This is a genomic window from Flavobacterium mekongense (assembly GCF_047038255.1).
In the GTDB taxonomy this organism is placed as follows: Bacteria; Bacteroidota; Bacteroidia; order Flavobacteriales; family Flavobacteriaceae; genus Flavobacterium; species Flavobacterium mekongense.
This window is the reverse complement of sequence record NZ_CP174374.1, coordinates 625,890-645,499: the sequence shown is the minus strand read 5'-3', so window position 1 is coordinate 645,499 and position 19,610 is coordinate 625,890. Positions and strand designations below refer to the sequence as shown.

Here is a 19,610-nt window from a genome sequence, read left to right as displayed (position 1 = left end):
GTGAATGGTTTTAAAATAAAAGTATAAAATGTTAAAAATTAGCAATCTACACGCTTCTGTTGAAGATAAAGACATATTAAAAGGCATTAATTTGGAAATTAAAGCCGGAGAAGTACACGCCATTATGGGACCCAACGGTGCCGGAAAAAGTACGCTTTCTTCTATCATTGCCGGTAACGAAAATTACGAAGTATCCGAAGGAGAAATCCTCTTGGAAGGCGAAGACATTTCCGAGTTAGCTCCGGAAGAAAGAGCACACAAAGGTGTTTTCTTGTCGTTCCAATATCCGGTAGAAATTCCGGGTGTTTCGGTGACCAACTTTATCAAAACGGCCATCAATGAAAAAAGAAAAGCCAACAATCAAGAGGAAATGCCGGCCAACGAAATGCTGAAACTCATCCGCGAAAAATCGGAATTGCTGGAAATGGACCGCAAGTTTTTATCACGTTCGCTAAACGAAGGTTTCTCGGGCGGTGAAAAGAAGCGTAATGAAATCTTCCAAATGGCCATGTTAGAGCCAAAATTAGCCATCCTCGACGAAACCGATTCAGGATTAGATATTGATGCTTTGAGAATTGTAGCTAACGGCGTTAATAAATTAAAAAACGAAAACAACGCGGTATTGGTTATAACGCACTACCAACGTTTGTTAGATTACATAGTACCTGATTTTGTACACGTTTTAATGGACGGTAAAATTGTAAAAACCGGTGGCGCCGACCTAGCGTTGGAACTAGAGGAAAAAGGATACGATTGGATTAAACAAGAACAGGAAGTATAATGGAATTGAAGGAAAAACTCATCTCGTCTTTTATGGCTTTCGAAGAACAAATCGATGTTCATTCGGATTTGCATGACATTCGGACAGCCGCTATAAAAAACTTTGAACACAAAGGTTTCCCCACTAAAAAAGAGGAAGCTTGGAAATACACTTCGTTAAATTCGGTGTTAAAAAACGATTTTACGGTTTTTCCAAAACACGAAAACTCTATTGAATTTGCTGAGGTAAAGAAATATTTTCTTCACGAAATTGACACTTACAAAGTAATCTTCATCGATGGGAAATACAGTTCTTTTTTATCGGCCACAACCCATGAAGGTTTAGATGTTTGTTTGATGTCATCTGCCTTGAACAAGCCTAAATACAAAATGGTAATCGACGAGTATTTCAACAAAATTGCCAGCAAAGACGAAAGTTTGACCAGTTTGAATACGGCTTTCGCCAATGAAGGTGCTTACATCAACATTCCGAAAAGTAAAGTAGTCGAAAAACCCATCGAAATCATTTACTTCTCTACCGGAAAAGAAAATGCGTTGATGTTGCAACCCCGAAATTTGGTTATCGTAGGCGAAAATGCCCATGTCCAAATCATTGAAAGACACCAAAGCTTAAACGAAAACCCGGTGCTGACGAATGCAGTAACCGAGATTTTTGCCCAAAAACGCGCCATCGTAGATTACTACAAAATCCAAAACGATTTACAATCCGCGAACCTAATTGACAACACTTATATTTCCCAAAAGCAAGAAAGTCGTGTTTCCGTACATACGTTTTCCTTTGGAGGCAATATCACCAGAAATAACTTGAACTTCTACCATTTTGGCGAAAGAATCGATTCTACGCTAAAAGGCATTACCATCATAGGCGACAAGCAACACGTTGACCATTACACTTTAGTGCATCACGCCACGCCAAATTGCGAAAGCCACCAGAACTACAAAACCATTTTGGCCGATAGCGCCACCGGTGTTTTCAATGGTAAAATTTACGTGGAAAAAGAAGCGCAAAAAACCGATGCTTTCCAACAAAACAACAATATTTTGTTGGGCGATAAAGCCACAATTAACGCAAAACCGCAATTGGAAATTTTTGCCGACGACGTAAAATGTTCCCACGGTTGTACCATCGGGCAGTTAGACGAAACGGCTATGTTTTATATGCAACAACGCGGCATTCCTAAGAAAGAAGCCAAAGCATTGCTCATGTACGCCTTCTCTAATGAGGTCATCGAAAGCATCAAAATCCCGGAATTAAAACAAAGAATCACTAAAATTATCGCCACGAAATTAGGCGTGAACTTAGGGTTTGATTTGTAGTTTTAACCGCAAAGTTCGCTAAGAAATACACAAAGGGCGCAAAAGTTGTTAATTACACTTTGCGCCCTTTCTCTTTTTTAACTTTGCGTTCTTTACGTTTAAATTATTTCTTTATAGATAAAATAATATCTCTCAAAAACCCATTAAAATCAAATGCTTCGCTCAACCCCATGCGAACTACTACCAAGTCGTGACTCGGGAAAATAGCTACCATTTGTCCTTGGTAACCGCTGCAATAAAACATATCCCTTGGCACATCCGGAAATTTTCCGCCGGCATTTAACCAAAATTGCGCGCCGTATTGCCCGTTAGAAGTGTTGGTTGGTGTGGCCACATATTTTGCCCAACTCGGGTCAAAAATTTGTTCTCCGTTCCAATTGCCTTGGTTTAAATACAACAAGCCAAACTTAGCCCAATCGCGCGCCGTAGCCCAACCGTAGGATGAACCTACAAAGTTTCCGGCCATGTCAACTTCCACTAAAGCCGAGTCCATTCCGATTTTATCCAACAAACTGCTGTACCAAAAATCCAAATATTCCTGGTGTGTTTTGAATTGCTGACGCAATATACCCGATAATAAATTCGTAGTGCCCGACGAGTAATTCCACGAAGCATTCGGTTTGCCCACCAAAGGTTTGTCAATTTGCGATAGAGTCATGTCTTCAGCCGTAAACAACATTTTGGTCACATCGGAAATCTTACCGTAATCTTCATCCCATTCCAAGCCCGAATTCATGTGCAGCAAATCGTTAATCGTAATTTTAGCGCGCTCGTCGTTTTTCCAAGCGGCAATCGGAGCCGGTTTAGTAATATCGATCTTCCCTTGTTTTTGCAGTATGCCAAAGTAAGTCGCCGTCAAACTTTTGGTCATCGACCAACCCAAAATTTTAGAAGTTGCTCTAAATCCGGGACCGTATTTCTCAGCCACCAAACGGCCTTTGTACAATACTACTACGGCGCGTGTTCTTTTGCTCTTTTCGCCCTCTTTGTCAAAGGCTTCTTCTACAGTTTTTTGCAATTGGAACGCATCTAATTCGGCAAAACTGGTATCTACCGGATTGCCGTTTCCATAAGGATAAGGCAAATGGCTTTCGGATAAATTTCGTTTCGGAACGTTGTATGGCTTAGTAACATCAAAATCGTCGTTGATTAACGTGGCGCCTAATCCTTCGCGGTAAATGGCTTTGCGTGCTTTTAATCCGTATACTTTCGATAAGACACTTTTTTCATTTTCATCTATCGTATTGGTAGCCCAATCCACTTTGTCAATGTCGTTGTCACCTTGTTGAATGGTTTCCAAAGTTCGGCCATCAATAAAATGTCCGGAAGCTACACTTTTAGCCGAAAACCCGGTGATGATGTCCAATTGCGGATAAATTTCGATGCGCAAATAAACCAATACAAGCAGCAACAAAACAGCAAAAACTTTCAGAAATTTTTTCATGGCAAATGATTTTTCCAGCAATTTATAAAATTTGAGCCATATAAGTCATGAAAGTTCATTTAAGCTACTGTTTTCTTATACAACTTATAGGGTTTACTATCACAAAATATTAATATTTGTTTAGCAAATAACCAACTCATTTTAACTACTTTTGTATTTAGAATTTTTCTAAATAATACCATGTTAGACCTCCAAAAAATCAGAGCCGATTTCCCGATACTTTCTCAAAAAGTAAACGGTAAACCGCTCGTTTATTTTGACAACGGCGCCACCTCGCAAAAGCCACAAGTAGTGATTGATGCGATTGCCCAATATTACCAAGAAATCAACGCTAACATTCACCGCGGCGTCCATACACTAAGTCAATTGGCTACCGATGCCTACGAAGTCTCTCGGGGCAAAATCCAAAAACACATTAACGCCAAACATGCGCATGAAGTGATTTTTACTTCCGGAACTACTCATGGTATCAACGCTGTTGCTAATGGTTTTGCTTCGCTGTTAAAAGTTGGCGATGAAGTATTGGTTTCGGCTTTGGAACACCATAGCAATATTGTACCTTGGCAAATGCTTTGTGAAAGAACCGGCGCCACGCTTAAAGTCATTCCCATGAATGAAAAAGGCGAATTGATACAGTCGGAATACGACAAATTGCTTTCGGACAAAACTAAAATCGTAACCGTAAATCATATTTCAAACGCTTTAGGTACCATTAACCCTATCAAGGAAATGATTGCCAAAGCACACCAAGTCGGAGCTGCCATTTTAATCGACGGCGCGCAAGCTACTCCGCATTTAAAACCTGATGTGCAAGATTTGGATTGTGATTTCTACGTGTTTTCCGGTCATAAAATTTGCGGGCCAACCGGAATCGGAATTCTTTACGGGAAAGAAGATTGGCTTCGAAAACTACCACCGTATCAAGGCGGAGGCGAAATGATAGCCACCGTAAGCTTCGAAAAGACCACTTATGCCGATTTGCCACACAAGTTTGAAGCCGGAACGCCCAACATAGCCGGAGGTATTGTTTTGGGAACCGCAGTAGATTATTTAAACAGCATCGGATTTGACCATATCGCCCAATACGAACATGAATTGTTGGCATACGCCACCGAAAAATTGTCGGCCATAAACGGTTTAAAAATTTACGGAACGGCGGAACAAAAAACTTCCGTAATTTCGTTTAACATCGAAGGCATACATCCATACGACATTGGCACAATTATCGATAAGTTAGGAATAGCGGTGCGCACCGGACATCATTGCGCCCAACCTATCATGGATTATTTCAAGATTCCGGGCACGATTAGAGCGAGTTTCGCTTTTTACAACACCAAGGAAGAAATTGATGCCATGGTCGAGGCTGTTAAAAAGGCTAAAATGATGTTGAGTTAAATTTTTAGGAGCTATTTCCGGCTATCCGCTGTATCTTTTTTAGTTTGTACTTCGACAAGCTCAGTATGACAAACTAAAAAAGGATGCCGCTGCCATCCGGGCTAAACAACAAAACTATGAAAACAATAACACTGCTTTTTTTAACCCTTTTCCTCTCGAAAAGCTGTACCAACGAAGCCCAAAACGAGTTGACCAACACTACCATTCAGTACACGGCCAGCAGTAGAGGATTTTATCAACAAGTGGTCATTAGGAATCAAAAGTTAACCGTTTCAAGAGACCGGAATGGGACAAAGTCACCCGAAGAAATTAACATCTCCGATGCCGATTGGGCGGAATTGGTAAAGGCTTTCGGTAAAATTAATTTGGATGAAATTCCAAAATTAAAAGATCCAACCCAAAAGCGATTTTACGACGGCGCAGCGATTGCCAATTTGAAAATCAGATACCAAGACCAAGACTATGAAACTACCGATTTTGATCATGGTCATCCGCCGGCTGAAATAGAAAAGTTAGTCAATAAAATTGTAGCTTTGGCCAAAGAAAAAGAAGAATGAGCATTAAAGAAATACAAGACGAAATCGTAGACGAATTTTCCATGTTTGACGACTGGATGCAGCGCTACGAGTACATCATCGAATTAGGGAAATCATTGCCTCTAATCGAAGAACAATACAAAACCGAAGACAATATCATCCAAGGCTGTCAATCTAAAGTTTGGGTTCATGCCGAACTACAAGGCGATAAAGTGGTTTTTACAGCCGACAGTGATGCTATTTTAACCAAAGGGATTATCGCTATTTTAATTCGCGCTTTTTCCAATCAAAAAGCTTCGGCTATTTTAGACGCGAATACCGATTTTATAGACGAAATCGGACTCAAAGAACATTTGTCACCCACACGAGCCAATGGTTTGGTGTCAATGATTAAAAAACTGAAGATGTATGCTTTGGCATTCAGCACAAGGAATTGATTAGACCATATAAGGCATTTAAGATCATTTAAGAACTTTGAATGAAATTGACAAAAACATATTTAAGAGATTTAGTTTATCATGTGAATGGTGCCGCCATAGAAGTTCATAAAAACCTTGGACCGGGATTATTAGAAAGTATATATCATAAATGTCTTGAAAAAGAATTGTCAATTAAGGATTTTAATTATAAGACTGAACTAATAATTCCAATAAGCTATAAAGGACTTGAAATAGATGCTAATTTGAGATGTGATTTGTTTGTTGAAAATTGTCTTCTTGTAGAAATAAAATCAGTTGAGAAAATATTACCAATTCATGAAGCTCAATTATTGACTTATATGAAACTTTTAAAAATCCCGATGGGTTTAATGATTAATTTTAATGTGACAAATATTTATAAAGAAGGACAAAAAACCTATGTAAACGAGTTGTACAGAGAATTAGAAGAATAAACTTAAATGAACTTACATGCCTTAAATGGTAAAAAGAAAAATTAATATGGAAGAATTTAAAGACGATATCAATTTAGGCGAAAACGTAGTCAAAGTACTCAAAGGCATTTACGATCCCGAAATCCCGGTAGATATTTACGAATTAGGGCTAATTTACGATGTAATGATTAACGAAGACAACGAGGTGAAAGTATTGATGACTTTAACATCGCCGAACTGTCCTGTAGCCGAGACTTTACCTCGCGAAGTGGAAGAAAACATCACCAAAATCGAAGCCGTAAAATCCTGCGAAGTGGAAATCACTTTCGATCCGCCATGGAGCAAAGATTTAATGAGTGAAGAAGCTAAATTAGAATTAGGAATGTTGTAAAAAGCTTTCAGTCTCAGGGTTCAAACACTGCGACTGCAATTGTAAATAGAAATGGACGAAATCATCAACAGAGTAGCCAACTCCGCCCTCGAGGTATTCGATTTGGAAGATTATTATCCTGTTGGCACTCGCACGCAAATTGACCTTGCACAATGGTTGTTGGAAGGTTTTTTACTGAAGGAAAAAGACTTTAGGGAAGCGTTAAAAAATCACGATTGGTCGCAATACCAAAATCATTTTGTGGCCATACATTGCTCCACCGATGCCATAGTGCCGGCTTGGGCTACCATTTTAGTCACCACCTATTTAACACCCTTCGCAAAAAAAGTGGTCTTAGGTACTATAGCCGATTTGAATACCGCTTTGTATCGGGAAATTTTACCAACTTTGGATTATGCTGTATATCTGGATAAACCGGTAATTATAAAAGGTTGTTCCAAAAAACCTGTGCCTGAAAGTGCTTACATTATGGCCGTTCAGCAACTCCAACCTTTTGCTAAAAGTATCATGTACGGCGAGGCTTGTTCGGCCGTTCCGTTGTACAAAAAAGGGAAATAGAATCATTTGAAATTGCCGCAAGTAATCATACCTTTGCGGCAAATTTTTTTGGTATGAAAATGAAAACACTTCGATTGGCTCTCGCCGCCTTTTTCATTGTCTGTGTTGCACAAGCTCAAGTCAGTGAAAAAGAACTATTAAAAAAGACAGAAGAAACCATTGCTAAAATTCAGGAAGAAAAACCAAACGGCTGGGAGAAAAAAGGGGTATTCACTTTTTTAGCCAATCAGGCCAGTTTTGACAATTGGTTGGCGGGTGGACAAACCAGTATTTCGGGGAATATGGGATTGAAATACGACTTCAATTACAAAAGCGATACTTGGACATGGGATAATAAGTTAAATGCCAATTACGGTTTAACTAAAATCTCCGGACAGGATTTACGCAAAACAGATGACCGATTTGAATTCAACTCTTTATTGGGTAAAAAAGCCTCAGGTGAATGGTATTACTCCTTCTTTTTTAACTTTAAAACCCAGTTTGATTCGGGTTTTGATCCGGCCAATAGCTCGGTAAAAATTTCGCATTTCCTTTCGCCAACTTTCACCCAATTCGGTCCCGGTATGATGTGGAAAAAAAATGATAATTTAAAGATTAACGTAGCACCGGCAACCTCTAAAGTAATCATGGTTCACAAGCACTTTACAGAACTTGGCCCGGCTTTCGGGGTGGCGCAGGGAGCCAATTCGCGTTACGAGTTTGGAGCGGCGGTCAATGCTTATTACAAGTTCAACATTATGGAGAATGTAACAGCAGAAAATATTTTCACGTCTTACACCAACTATTTGGAAGAACCTTATAACATTGATATCGATTATACGTTGAATATTGTCATGAAAGTCAATAAATATTTGACCACTAATTTTGCGTTCCAAACGATTTACGATGACAACGCCTTTTCAGGTTTCCAAACCCGCCAAGTGATAGGAGTTGGTGTTAATTATGGCTTCTAATTTAGAAAAAAGCATTAAAAAAAGCGCCGAATTTAGGCGCTTTTTTGTTTTATCGGAAAGCCTGTTCTAAGTCGGCCAACAAATCCTCTATGTCTTCTACTCCAACGCTTAAACGCACTAAGTCATCGGTTATGCCTACTTCTTTACGTTTGTCTTCCGGAATCGAAGCGTGTGTCATCAAAGCCGGATGATTCGCCAACGATTCGACACCGCCAAGTGATTCGGCCAAAGTAAATACTTTTACCTTTTCTAAGAAAGCGATAGCGTCTTCTTTTTTACCCGATTTAAAAGTAAACGACACCATACCGCCAAAACCACTCATTTGTTTTTTAGCAATAGCATGGAACGGATGATCCGGTAATCCGGGATAGAATACTTTGTCCACTTCAGGATGATTGGCCAAAAAGTTGGCTACTTTTTCCCCGTTTTCACAGTGTCTTTGTACACGCAAATGCAAGGTTTTGATACCGCGCAATACGAGGAAACTGTCCATTGGCCCTAAAGTTCCACCGGTAGCAAATTGTTTAAAGTGCAATTCATCGCCCAATGCTTTGTCTTTGATGATTAAAGCACCGGCAATCACATCACTGTGTCCGCCCAAATATTTAGTAGCGGAATGCATCACGATATCGGCACCTAAATCTAAGGGTTTTTGCAAATACGGTGTAGCAAAAGTGTTGTCTACTGCAAATAGGATATTGTGTTTTTTGGTGATTTTGGCAATTTCCGCAATGTCGGCCAATTTCATCAACGGATTGGTAGGTGTTTCTACCCAAACCAATTTGGTGTTTTCGTTGATTAACGACTGGAGTTTGTCTAAATCGGTCATGTCCACAAAGTGGAACTTGATACCGCTGTTGTTGTATAAACGGGTAAATAAGCGATAGGTTCCGCCGTACAAATCGTCCATAGCGATGATTTCGTCACCGGCTTTGAACATACGCAACAAACAGTCGGTTGCTGCTAATCCTGAAGCGAAAGCCAAACCGCGTGCACCGCCTTCAATGCTTGCTAAAGCATCTTCTAAAGCTTGACGGGTTGGATTGGCAGCACGAGAATATTCATAATCGCCTACAGGTTTCCCGGGAGAAACTTGGGCGTAAGTAGAGGTTTGAAATACCGGTGGCATTACGGCTCCGGTTACTTCTTCATGGTGTTGGTTACCATGTATGACTTTGGTATTAAACTTCATTTTAATAAAAATTTTGTCAAAGGTAGTTTTTTGTTTTATAGCCCGGATAGCAGCGGCATCCTTTTTTGCTTTGGCAAAAGTAAAAAAGATAGAGCGGATAGCCGGATTAGCTTCTAAATAAACTTTCGAATATTCATCATAAAGCCTAAATGCAAGGCTTCGTGGTAGTTGTTGAATTCGATGGCCTCTTGGGTCGATGCTAAGTGGAAGCCGGTTCCGGTAGTATATTCGGTATAGTGTTGAAATTTTCCGGCGGTGTAATCGGCTCGGGTTTGTTCCATCAGGGAAATCAATAATCCTTTGAGTTCATCTACCTCTGCTTGTGTAGTTTTTCCGGTAGGCTTAGAGCCGTTTTTGTAAGTGTTGGTCATTTCCTCGGAAACGTTCACCGGCAAACCCGAAAGGCGATACACCAAACCTTGTTGCGCCACGATGATATGGCCTAAATTCCAAATTAAGTTATTGCTGAAGCCATCGGGAATTTTGTTGAGCTGTTCCAACGAATAATTGTTGATTAGCTTCAAGTACAAGTGTCGGTTGGTTTCCCAGATTTTAAATGATGCGTCCATAATTTTTTTTGATAAAAATACGAATTTGCCAAGCCATAACCACGTATTTTTGTGGCTGGAATTGTTAAACTTTTAGTCATGCGAAAAATATATCATTTGAAAACCTGTAGCACTTGCCAACGTATATTAAAATCCTTGCCGCAGCTGGATACTTTTCAGTTACAAGACATAAAAACCGAACCGATGACGGTTAAGCAAGTGGAAGAAATGGCGCAAATGGCGGGCAGTTATGAAGCACTTTTTAGTAAAAGAGCGACTTTGTACAAAGAAATGGGTTTGAAAGATGAAAAGTTGTCGGAAGCCGATTTTAAAAGATATATCTTGGAACACTACACTTTTTTATCGCGACCGGTGATTATAGCTGACGGCCAAATTTTTGTAAGCAATAGTCCGAAAGTAGTCCAACAAGCCATCGAATTTTTGTTGCATGAGTAAGCGCAATTGGGCTTTGTTGGCGGCCACTTTTGTGTCAATTATCTATGGCGTTTCATTTACTATTGCCAAAGACGTGATGCCGACTTTCGTAAAACCGTACGGATTTATTTTACTGCGTGTTTTGGGCGCCACGGTTTTGTTTTGGTTGGTTTCTTTTGTCGGACCGAAGGAAAAAATACAGACGGCAGATTTCCCCAGAATCATAGCGGCAGCCTTGTTTGGCGTAGCGTTAAACATGCTCACTTTTTTCAAAGGCTTGAGTTATACGTCGCCTATTTCCGGTGCAGTGATTATGGTAACTACGCCGATTATCGTGTTAATTTTGTCGTCGATTTTGATGAAAGAAAGGATGGAAGCACGAAAGATTATCGGGATTTTACTCGGACTTTTCGGCACCGGCTTTTTGATTTTATACGGCAAATCGATGGGCAACGCCACGAATGCACCTTTGGGGAATTTGTTGGTTTTTATCAATGCCGTGTCCTATGGTTTTTACCTGATTATCGTGAAAAAACTGATGGATAAATACAATGCCTTCACTTTTGTCAAATGGATTTATACCTTTGGTTTGCTGATGGTAATTCCGTTTGGTTGGAGCGAATACCAAGAGATTCAATGGTCAACTTTGCCTTCGGTAATCCTTTGGGAAATAGTTTTTGTAGTGGTTTTTACCACGTTTATGACGTATTTGCTCAACTTGGTTTCTATGCGCGAATTGAAGCCTACTACAGTAGCCGTTTTTATTTACTTGCAACCGCTATTTGCCACGGTTTTTGCCATGAGTTTGGGCAAAGACCAACTGACTTTGGTTAAAGGATTGTCGGCCGTTTTGATTTTTGTCGGCGTTTTTCTCGTAACCAAGAAGAAATCCTAATTCCTAAATCCGAACTCCTCAATTTTGAATATATTTGTAGTGATTAGAAACAAGCACGAATGATACAATCCATGACCGGTTTCGGGAAAGCTACTTTGCAATTACCGACCAAAAAAATTACCGTAGAAATCAAATCGCTTAACAGTAAAGGTTTAGATTTAAATACGCGTATGCCTTCTGTTTTCAGAGAAATGGAATTGGGCTTGCGCAACCAAATTTCACAGCGATTAGAGCGCGGCAAAATCGATTTTTCCCTTTATGTTGAGGTTACCGGCGAAGAAACATCTTCCAAAATTAATGTGCCGATTGTAAAAGGATATATCAACCAAATGAAAGCGGTGATTCCGAATGCCGATGAAACCGAGTTGATGAAAATGGCCGTCAGAATGCCGGATGCGTTAAAAACCGAGCGCGATGAAATTGATGAAAACGAATGGCAGCAAATTCAAACCGTTATTGATGAAGCGCTGGATAACATTGCCCAGTTTCGCAAAGACGAAGGTGTGGCATTAGAGAAAGAATTTTTGCATCGCATTGCCAATATTTTAACTTTGATGAACAATGCTGTAGCTTATGATGCTGAACGCGTAGAAACGGTTAAAACTCGCTTGAGAACGGCTTTGGCTGAGTTAAAGGAAAATGTAGATGAAAATCGTTTTGAACAAGAATTGATTTTTTACCTCGAAAAATATGACATCACCGAAGAAAAGGTACGTTTGGAAAACCACTTAAATTATTTTATAGAAACCTTAGCCGGGACAGAAGCCAACGGAAGAAAATTAGGCTTCATTACTCAGGAAATGGGCAGAGAAATCAACACTATGGGTTCGAAATCCAACCATGCGGAAATGCAAAAATTGGTGGTAATGATGAAAGATGAGTTGGAAAAAATTAAGGAACAGGTTTTAAATGTATTATAAAAAGCTATAAGCTTACAGCAAACCGCTATCTACCATGAATAAAGGAAAATTATTAGTATTCTCAGCGCCGTCGGGTTCCGGGAAAACCACCATAGTAAGGCATTTATTAGCGCAACCGGAGTTGAATCTGGAATTCTCGGTTTCGGCAGCAACACGCGAACCTCGAGGCGAAGAACAACACGGAAAAGATTACTATTTTATGTCGATTGCCGATTTTAAAAAACACATCAAAGCCGAAGATTTTGTCGAGTGGGAAGAAGTGTATCGCGACAATTTTTACGGCACTTTAAAAAGTGAGGTAGAACGCATTTGGGCCAAAGGTAAAAACGTAATATTCGACATTGATGTGGCCGGTGGATTGCGCATTAAATCCAAATTTCCTCAAGAAACCTTGGCCGTTTTTGTCAAGCCGCCAAGTGTGGATGAGTTGAAACGCCGCTTAAAAGAGCGTTCAACGGAAAGCGACGATAAAATAAACATGAGAATCGCCAAAGCCCATGTAGAATTGGCTACTGCACCGCAATTTGATGTGATCATTAAGAATTATGATTTGGAAGTGGCTAAGCAAGAAGCCTATGATTTAGTTAAAGCATTTGTGAAGTAATTTCGTGTGACAAGGCAAAAGGCATAAGAAAATCTGCTTATCCCTTATCCCTTATCCCTTATCCCTTAAATATGAAAATCGGTCTCTATTTCGGTACTTTCAACCCTATACATGTTGGTCATATGATTATCGCCAATCACATGGCCGAACATTCCGATTTAGAGCAAATTTGGATGGTGGTAACTCCGCACAACCCGCACAAACAGAAAAACACTTTGCTCGACGACTATCAACGTTTGCATTTGGTGCGATTGGCAACGGAAAATTATCCCAAAATTAAACCTTCTGATATTGAATTTAAATTGCCCCAGCCGAACTATACCGTTAATACGCTGGCGCATTTGATGGAGAAATATCCACAGCATGAGTTTTCTTTGATTATGGGTGAAGACAACTTAAAATCGTTGCACAAATGGAAAAACTACGAGTATATTTTGCAACATCACGACATTTATATTTACCCCAGAGTGTCGGAACAAGCCGAAAACCCTACTTTGAAAAACCATCCCAGAGTACATTGGATTGACGCTCCTATCGTGGAAATTTCCTCTACTTTTATCCGCGATGGTATCAAAAATAAAAAGAACATCAGACCGTTGTTGCCTTCAACGGTTTGGGAATATGTAGACCACAATAATTTTTACCGCAGATAACTTAACATACTTTTATCAATTGTACGTTTGCCCCTTTTGTACCTTTGTGCTCTAAAATAAAATCAGCATGTTAAATTTCGAATTATACAATCCAACCCAATACATTTTTGGGAAAGACCAGACACAAAAATTAGCCACATTGGTTCCTCAAAATGCTAAAATTTTGTTGGCTTATGGTGGCGGCAGTATTTTTAAAAACGGTGTTTACAACCAAGTTAAAGCTGCTTTATCAGGCTTTGAAGTAATTGAGTTTGGCGGAATAGAGCCCAATCCGAGATTCGAAACGTTGATGAAAGCCGTGGCCATTATCCGAGAGCAAAATATCAACTTTGTTTTGGCTGTAGGAGGCGGAAGCGTTATTGACGGCGTTAAATTCATCTCGGGAGCCGTGAACTACGAAGGCGATCCGATTGAAATCCTAAAGAACAGAATGTTGTTTACCGATGTGACTAAAGTGATTCCTTTCGGAACCGTACTCACTTTACCCGCAACCGGTAGCGAGATGAATTCCGGTGCTGTAGTTACTATTGAAGCTACTCAAGAAAAATTAACTTTGGGCGGAAGCGCTTTGTTTCCTAAGTTTTCTATTTGCGATCCTACAGTGATTGCATCTTTGCCTAAAAGACAAATCCAAAATGGGGTTGTAGATGCTTTTACCCACGTGATGGAACAATACCTTACTTATCCGCATGATGCTTTATTACAAGACCGATTTGCCGAAAGTATATTGCAAACATTAATCGAGATAGGCCCTGAGGTTGCTGAAAGGCCAACCGATTATAAGTTGGCTTCTAATTATATGTGGTGTGCAACTATGGCTTTGAATGGTTTAATCCAAAAAGGTGTACCAAGTGATTGGGCCACACACATGATTGGTCATGAATTGACCGCTTTATATGAAATAGACCACGCCAGAACTTTGGCGATTATTGGGCCTAACTTGTACAAAGTAATGTTTGATTCCAAAAAAGAAAAATTAGCCCAATACGGTAAAAGAGTTTGGAATATCGAAGGGGATAATGAAGCAGAAATTGCCCAACAAGCCATTCAAAAGACAATAGCCTTCTTTCACACTATGGGTATGAAAACCAAGCTGTCTGAAAACACAGAAAACTACCAACAAACCGCTGATTTTATTGTGAAGCGTTTTGAGGAAAGAGGTTGGAAGGCTTTAGGAGAAAAACAAAATGTAACTATAGACAAAGTAAAAGCCATAGTTGAAATGAGTTACTAACAAAAAAGCCTTCTACACGAAGGCTTTTTTTATATTGAGATCTCTGTTAGTTCGAACAATTTGATTGACAAACGTCAAAATACATGCCCCAGCTTTCTTCGTTGAAGCGTTCTCCCATCGACCAGGAATTTTCAATTTGTATAATGTCTCCACTGCTGTTTGTTTTATAAACTTCCGCATAAGCAGTTATAATGAAACACTTATTTAAACTTGACTTTGAAAACGTATAAATGGTTGTTTCTGTTCCTGCTGGATGTGTTTGATGCATTGGGAATAACTCATAATTAGGACTTCCTAAACGGGTTAGCGGTACCAATCTTTGGTCTCCCACAAATAATTGTGTTTTTCTCAAGAACCAATTCGCACTTGTTTGATATTCTACATAGAGGTTTTCTTCGTCAAAATATACTTTAATATCACCGGCATCATATCTTTCTCCGGCTAATAGCTCTGAATTGGCACAAGGCTTTAAGTTGTTAATTGGCACTGCGTAGTTTACAGCCGACATTTGACGAGCTGTAGTAGTAGTTTCTGAAACAGTTTCTGTTTCACATGCGGTCATTGTCAAGGCGATGGCGCTCATGAACAAAAGTAGGGATTTGGATTTCATTTTTTTGTAGATTTAGGACTGCTAAATTAGTGGTTAATTCCATGAAAAGCACAAAAAAATCGATTAAATGCATAAAAATGCATTATAAATAAATATAATACTACAAAAACAACCAATCTGTAATCCGTGATTAAAAACTTAATATATCATTTAAAATTGACTATTTTTGGACTGAAAAAAATAATCTCTCATGAATAATTCACCAAAATTTGCCGTAATTGGCGGCGGAAGTTGGGCAACTGCCATAGCCAAGATGCTATGTGTAAACTTACCGGAAATAGCATGGTATATGAGAAGCCAATCGGCCATAGACCATCTGAAAGCAGAAAAGCACAATCCTAATTACTTGAGTTCTGTTGAGTTTGATACCAATAAATTACGACTTACAAATGATATCAATGAAGCCATTGCTTATGCGGATTATCTCATCTTTGCTATCCCTTCGGCTTTTTTGAGCAAAGAATTGGAAAAACTCACGGTTGGTTTAAAAGACAAAGTGATTTTTTCCGCTATTAAAGGAATTGTCCCGGAGACATTTTTAATAGTTGGAGAACATTTCCATAAAAACTTCCAAATACCTTATGAAAATATTGGTGTAATTACCGGTCCTTGTCATGCTGAGGAAGTAGCTTTAGAAAGACTTTCTTATCTGACTATTGCTTGTGCCGACGCCAAAAAGGCTAAAGTGGTAGCCCAAAACTTGAGTTGTCATTTTATTAAAACTAAAATTTCGGATGATATCATCGGGACCGAATACGCAGCGATGTTGAAGAATATTTATGCCATTGCAGCCGGTATTGCGCATGGTTTAGGCTATGGCGATAACTTCCAATCGGTGATAATGAGTAATGCGATTCGCGAGATGAAAAGATTCATTAAGAAAGTCCATAAAATGAAGCGCAATATCAATAATTCAGCCTATTTGGGAGATTTATTGGTAACCGGTTATTCTGTATTTTCCAGGAACCGTATGTTTGGCAACATGATTGGAAAAGGATATACCGTTCAAGCGGCGCAACACGAAATGAGTATGGTAGCCGAAGGCTATTACGCCGTAAAAAGCGCTTACAAACTCAATCAAGATTACAAAGCGAAAACACCTATTATTGATGCGGTTTACGAGGTTTTGTATGAAGGGAAAGAAGCTAAAAAAGTATTCAAAAAACTAACCGAAAAACTGGATTAAGATGAGCGAGCGTTGGAGGTATCAGTTGAAGTACGGGATGTTTTGGGGCATCTTCATGACCGTTTTCATGACGCTATTTGAAATCAACGAAAAACCTTTGGCAGAACAGTTAGCTTCAAGAGAATTTTATGTTCGAGCCGGTGGTTTCTTAGCCATGGGTATCTTTCTTTTGGGTTATATGGGCTGGAAAGAAAAGCTGAAACGCTCGGGTAAACAATAGTTATCTTACGATTACACCGTTTACAAACAAAATCGGCACTTCTTCCGTTGCGCGTTCATTAATCATGTTTTTGCGGAAAGTAAATTTTTTATCGTACAAAGTATTCCCGATAAAATAGGTCACCATAAACTCGTTGTTGAGTTCCAAAACGCTTTTTTCCACCATCTCTACTTTAACGGCAGAAACCGACGGCACTTGCACAAATGCGTTGCGCAGGAGCGATGTTTTTTTCATTTCCCCATCAATCGTACCAAAAGCCTTAGAAACGACCATTACCGAGTCTAAATCGAAGTCGGAGTCGTTAATCAAATACACATACCAAACCTTTTCCATAAAGTCGTCGCTCCATTCTTGAACGGCAGCCAGGAATACGTTTTCTACTTTTGGGATGGTGATGTCGGATTTCATTGTTTAGGGATAAGGGATAAGAGAAAAGGGATAAGTAAAAAGTTCTTATGCCTTTTCTCTTATCCCTTTTTACTTTTAATTATATACTCGACTTAAATTGCTCCAAGAAACGCACGTCATTTTCATAGAACATACGAATATCTCCAATTTGGTACAATAACATAGCAATGCGCTCGATACCCATTCCAAAGGCAAAACCGTTGTATTCTTCCGGATTGATGCCACAGTTTTTCAATACATTCGGATCGACCATACCGCAACCCATAATTTCCAACCAACCGGTTCCTTTGGTAATACGGTAATCGGTTTCGGTTTTTAAGCCCCAATAAATATCTACTTCTGCACTGGGTTCAGTGAAAGGGAAATAACTCGGTCTTAAACGGATTTTCGATTTGCCGAACATTTCTTTAGTGAAATACAACAATGTTTGTTTTAAATCGGCAAACGAAACGTCTTTGTCAATATACAAACCTTCCACTTGGTGGAAAATACAGTGTGAACGCGAAGAAACGGCTTCGTTACGGAACACTCTTCCCGGAGAAATGGTACGAATAGGCGGTTTGTTGTTTTCCATGTAGCGCACTTGAACCGATGAAGTATGCGTTCTTAACAAGACATCCGGATTGGTTTGGATAAAAAACGTGTCTTGCATGTCGCGCGCCGGATGGTATTCCGGTAAGTTCAATGCGGTAAAGTTGTGCCAATCGTCTTCAATTTCCGGACCTTCGGAAACGTTGAATCCGATGGTTGAGAAAATATCGATGATTTGGTTTTTTACAATAGATATCGGATGGCGAGAGCCAATAGTGATTGGTTCTGACGGACGCGTTAAATCGCCATAAAAACCTTTTACTTCTTCTTTGCTTTCTAATTCTTCCTGAATGGCTTTTACTTTTTCTTCAGCCACAGCTTTCAGGGTATTGATTACCTGTCCGAAGTCTTTTTTCTGATCGTTCGGGATATTTTTGAATTCGGTGAAAAGTTCTTTTAATAAACCTTTGCTGCCCAAATATTTAATGCGGAATTGCTCTAAAGCCTCTTTGCTTTTAGTGTTGAAAGCTTTGGCTTCTTCAATGTGTTCTTTAATCTTATCTATCATCGGTCGTACTTTGAAGAGGCAAATTTAGTGAAAAGTTCCGATTTAAGAATGAAGAATAACGAATGCTGATGGCAGATTTTAAAAAAACTTCTTAAATCAAAAATCCTTGCTTATCAATCTTCAATCCTTACTCAATCACTTCTCGCTCCAAAAAGTAATTCACAATCGCTTCTTTCATTAAAACCGATTGCTCACCCGCCTTTAAAGGCGGTAAGGCTTCTTTAACTTTATAATGAGGCCAGCCGTCTTTGTCGAAATAGTCGAATTCGTAATAACCGTAAGGTTCTAACAATCGGCAAATGGCAATATGCATTAGGTTGACTTTTTCGTCTTTTTTGAAGGTTTGGTGCACTTTTCCGAGTTCTTGCACTCCAATCAGATATATAATCGCGTCTAAGTCGAGCATTTCCCCATCAGCAAACTGATTGGACAGCAGGTGCACGACTTTTTCCCAGCGTTGTTTTAATTGTTCGTCTCTTGACACAGCAATATTAGATTTTAGATTTTAAATATCAGATTTAATATTCAAATCGTAATTAGGTTGGCAAAGATAATCATACTAACCTTTAATTGCCGACCACATACCACTAATTCTTAATCTCTTTGATTGCGCTTTCCTCTATCCAACCGGTGGTTTCGTCGGTGAGTTCAACTTTTTTCCAGTTGGCGATGCTTTCCAGGATGTACACTTTGGTTCCTTCGTGTAAAACAGTAGCATCGGGACTGTTTACTTTAGGTTCGTTTTTCAAGGCCGTTGCTTCTGCGAAGATGATGGCCGGTTTTTCGTTGTTCATTCGGTTTTTTTCATAAAATCCGGAACTCGCGGCTAATCCGATACCTAAAATCCAAACAAACATGCCGAAGAAGAAAATACGTTTCAATGTGGTTTGTTGTGAAAAATAGTAGCCGGTAAAAAAGGCTAAAAACAAGAATGCGAAAACTACCGCTATCCAAGCCCAAGTATCGTAATAGTAGCTCGACGTAAAATCGGATATGAGTTTGTGAAAACCTACTTTCGGAATGACTTTGATGTCATCTATGGTCATTTTTCGGGCAAAATCGAGGTTGGTTTTGATTTCTTCGTCATTCGGGTTAAGCAACAGTGCTTTTTCGTAATTGTAAATAGCCGGTGCTACTTGATGCAATTTGTAATAAGCATTGCCTAAATTGAAATACACTTCCGCCGATTCTTGACCGGAAGCAATAATGCTTTCATAGCTCGCAACAGCGGCTTTGTAATTTTCCTTTTGGTAATATTGGTTGCCTTCTTCAAAGGAAGATGTTGCGGGAGGCAATGGAGATTCGGCTCTTAAAACACCGGAAAAAATTAAAAACAACAGGAATATCTTTTTCATGGTCTT

Annotated in this window: 25 protein-coding genes; 17 read left to right on the top strand and 8 right to left on the bottom strand. The window is 39.4% G+C overall.

The genetic code is table 11. The features are described 5' to 3' along the window. Positions 1–28: 28 nt before the first annotated feature. Both sufC and sufD read left to right on the top strand, forming a co-directional pair. On the top strand, positions 29–781 hold the full coding sequence (gene sufC, locus ACJG85_RS02645) for a Fe-S cluster assembly ATPase SufC (protein ID WP_324689565.1): 753 nt from the start codon (positions 29–31) through the stop codon (positions 779–781). Continuing rightward, positions 781–2,097: a Fe-S cluster assembly protein SufD gene (gene sufD / locus ACJG85_RS02640; protein WP_412476851.1), complete on the top strand. Its 1,317-nt coding sequence runs from the start codon at positions 781–783 to the stop codon at positions 2,095–2,097. Before sufC ends, sufD begins: the two co-directional genes overlap by 1 nt. A 103-nt stretch (positions 2,098–2,200) precedes the next feature. Here sufD and ACJG85_RS02635 read toward each other — a convergent pair whose 3' ends face one another. Further along, on the bottom strand, positions 2,201–3,541 hold the full coding sequence (locus ACJG85_RS02635; RefSeq protein ID WP_412476850.1) for a serine hydrolase domain-containing protein: 1,341 nt from the start codon (positions 3,539–3,541) through the stop codon (positions 2,201–2,203). A gap of 180 nt (positions 3,542–3,721) precedes the next feature. On the opposite strand from ACJG85_RS02635, the gene ACJG85_RS02630 reads away from it, so the two are divergent. The 7 genes from ACJG85_RS02630 (at position 3,722) to ACJG85_RS02600 (ending at position 8,245) form a co-directional block, all read left to right on the top strand. Next, positions 3,722–4,936, top strand: coding sequence for an aminotransferase class V-fold PLP-dependent enzyme (locus tag ACJG85_RS02630; protein ID WP_409675029.1), 1,215 nt, complete (start codon positions 3,722–3,724; stop codon positions 4,934–4,936). Positions 4,937–5,052: 116 nt separating this feature from the next. After that, a complete protein-coding gene (locus ACJG85_RS02625; protein ID WP_412464769.1) occupies positions 5,053–5,493 on the top strand; it encodes a hypothetical protein in 441 nt (146 codons plus the stop codon). Next, positions 5,490–5,909, top strand: a complete 420-nt coding sequence (locus ACJG85_RS02620; RefSeq protein ID WP_409675023.1) for a SufE family protein — start codon at positions 5,490–5,492, stop codon at positions 5,907–5,909. The genes ACJG85_RS02625 and ACJG85_RS02620 overlap by 4 nt, the downstream gene beginning before the upstream one ends. A gap of 41 nt (positions 5,910–5,950) precedes the next feature. Then, positions 5,951–6,364, top strand: a complete 414-nt coding sequence (locus ACJG85_RS02615) for a GxxExxY protein (RefSeq protein WP_412464768.1) — start codon at positions 5,951–5,953, stop codon at positions 6,362–6,364. A gap of 46 nt (positions 6,365–6,410) precedes the next feature. Further along, entirely contained in the window at positions 6,411–6,734 is a 324-nt protein-coding gene (locus ACJG85_RS02610; protein ID WP_412476849.1) for an SUF system Fe-S cluster assembly protein, read from the top strand. A 51-nt stretch (positions 6,735–6,785) separates the two neighbouring features. Beyond that, positions 6,786–7,292, top strand: coding sequence for a DUF2480 family protein (locus ACJG85_RS02605; protein ID WP_412476848.1), 507 nt, complete (start codon positions 6,786–6,788; stop codon positions 7,290–7,292). Positions 7,293–7,351: 59 nt separating this feature from the next. Further along, the gene (locus ACJG85_RS02600) at positions 7,352–8,245 is read left to right on the top strand and encodes a DUF3078 domain-containing protein (protein ID WP_409675014.1); all 894 of its coding nucleotides are present in this window, start codon (positions 7,352–7,354) and stop codon (positions 8,243–8,245) included. A gap of 49 nt (positions 8,246–8,294) precedes the next feature. On the opposite strand, the gene ACJG85_RS02595 is transcribed toward ACJG85_RS02600, so the two are convergent. Beyond that, positions 8,295–9,437, bottom strand: coding sequence for a cystathionine gamma-synthase (locus ACJG85_RS02595; protein ID WP_412476847.1), 1,143 nt, complete (start codon positions 9,435–9,437; stop codon positions 8,295–8,297). Positions 9,438–9,550: 113 nt separating this feature from the next. Continuing rightward, positions 9,551–10,006: a DinB family protein gene (locus ACJG85_RS02590; RefSeq protein ID WP_412476846.1), complete on the bottom strand. Its 456-nt coding sequence runs from the start codon at positions 10,004–10,006 to the stop codon at positions 9,551–9,553. A 78-nt stretch (positions 10,007–10,084) separates the two neighbouring features. On the opposite strand from ACJG85_RS02590, the gene ACJG85_RS02585 reads away from it, so the two are divergent. The 6 genes from ACJG85_RS02585 to ACJG85_RS02560 all read left to right on the top strand — a co-directional run bounded on the left by ACJG85_RS02585 (position 10,085) and on the right by ACJG85_RS02560 (position 14,726). Continuing rightward, positions 10,085–10,441 carry an arsenate reductase family protein gene (locus ACJG85_RS02585; protein WP_412476845.1) on the top strand — a complete coding sequence of 119 codons (357 nt, stop codon included), beginning with the start codon at positions 10,085–10,087 and terminating at the stop codon, positions 10,439–10,441. Then, entirely contained in the window at positions 10,434–11,315 is an 882-nt protein-coding gene (locus tag ACJG85_RS02580; RefSeq protein WP_412464763.1) for a DMT family transporter, read from the top strand. Before ACJG85_RS02585 ends, ACJG85_RS02580 begins: the two co-directional genes overlap by 8 nt. 59 nt (positions 11,316–11,374) lie before the next feature. Continuing rightward, positions 11,375–12,235 (top strand): YicC/YloC family endoribonuclease, encoded by an 861-nt coding sequence (locus ACJG85_RS02575; RefSeq protein WP_409674999.1) that lies wholly within the window; start codon positions 11,375–11,377, stop codon positions 12,233–12,235. A gap of 34 nt (positions 12,236–12,269) precedes the next feature. Continuing rightward, positions 12,270–12,839 (top strand): guanylate kinase, encoded by a 570-nt coding sequence (gene gmk / locus ACJG85_RS02570; protein ID WP_409674996.1) that lies wholly within the window; start codon positions 12,270–12,272, stop codon positions 12,837–12,839. A gap of 71 nt (positions 12,840–12,910) precedes the next feature. Then, positions 12,911–13,492: a nicotinate (nicotinamide) nucleotide adenylyltransferase gene (gene nadD / locus ACJG85_RS02565; RefSeq protein WP_409674993.1), complete on the top strand. Its 582-nt coding sequence runs from the start codon at positions 12,911–12,913 to the stop codon at positions 13,490–13,492. A gap of 67 nt (positions 13,493–13,559) precedes the next feature. Continuing rightward, positions 13,560–14,726 carry an iron-containing alcohol dehydrogenase gene (locus ACJG85_RS02560; RefSeq protein ID WP_412476844.1) on the top strand — a complete coding sequence of 389 codons (1,167 nt, stop codon included), beginning with the start codon at positions 13,560–13,562 and terminating at the stop codon, positions 14,724–14,726. 46 nt (positions 14,727–14,772) lie between these two features. Here the strand turns inward: ACJG85_RS02560 and ACJG85_RS02555 are convergent, their stop codons facing one another. Then, complete coding sequence (locus tag ACJG85_RS02555; RefSeq protein ID WP_412476843.1) at positions 14,773–15,336, bottom strand: hypothetical protein; 564 nt, start codon at positions 15,334–15,336, stop codon at positions 14,773–14,775. A 190-nt stretch (positions 15,337–15,526) separates the two neighbouring features. Between ACJG85_RS02555 and ACJG85_RS02550 the strand changes: the two genes are divergently transcribed. Both ACJG85_RS02550 and ACJG85_RS02545 read left to right on the top strand, forming a co-directional pair. After that, complete coding sequence (locus ACJG85_RS02550) at positions 15,527–16,522, top strand: NAD(P)H-dependent glycerol-3-phosphate dehydrogenase (protein ID WP_412464761.1); 996 nt, start codon at positions 15,527–15,529, stop codon at positions 16,520–16,522. A gap of 1 nt (position 16,523) precedes the next feature. Further along, positions 16,524–16,742, top strand: coding sequence for a hypothetical protein (locus tag ACJG85_RS02545; protein ID WP_409674865.1), 219 nt, complete (start codon positions 16,524–16,526; stop codon positions 16,740–16,742). Here ACJG85_RS02545 and ACJG85_RS02540 read toward each other — a convergent pair whose 3' ends face one another. From ACJG85_RS02540 to ACJG85_RS02525, 4 genes are all read right to left on the bottom strand, one after another. Further along, positions 16,743–17,150 carry a hypothetical protein gene (locus tag ACJG85_RS02540; protein ID WP_412476842.1) on the bottom strand — a complete coding sequence of 136 codons (408 nt, stop codon included), beginning with the start codon at positions 17,148–17,150 and terminating at the stop codon, positions 16,743–16,745. It lies immediately after the preceding gene. 79 nt (positions 17,151–17,229) lie between these two features. After that, complete coding sequence (gene pheS / locus ACJG85_RS02535; RefSeq protein ID WP_412476841.1) at positions 17,230–18,249, bottom strand: phenylalanine--tRNA ligase subunit alpha; 1,020 nt, start codon at positions 18,247–18,249, stop codon at positions 17,230–17,232. A gap of 127 nt (positions 18,250–18,376) precedes the next feature. Further along, positions 18,377–18,733, bottom strand: a complete 357-nt coding sequence (locus ACJG85_RS02530) for a hypothetical protein (protein ID WP_412476840.1) — start codon at positions 18,731–18,733, stop codon at positions 18,377–18,379. A 103-nt stretch (positions 18,734–18,836) separates the two neighbouring features. Then, positions 18,837–19,604 carry a tetratricopeptide repeat protein gene (locus ACJG85_RS02525; RefSeq protein WP_412476839.1) on the bottom strand — a complete coding sequence of 256 codons (768 nt, stop codon included), beginning with the start codon at positions 19,602–19,604 and terminating at the stop codon, positions 18,837–18,839. Positions 19,605–19,610 lie beyond the last annotated feature (6 nt).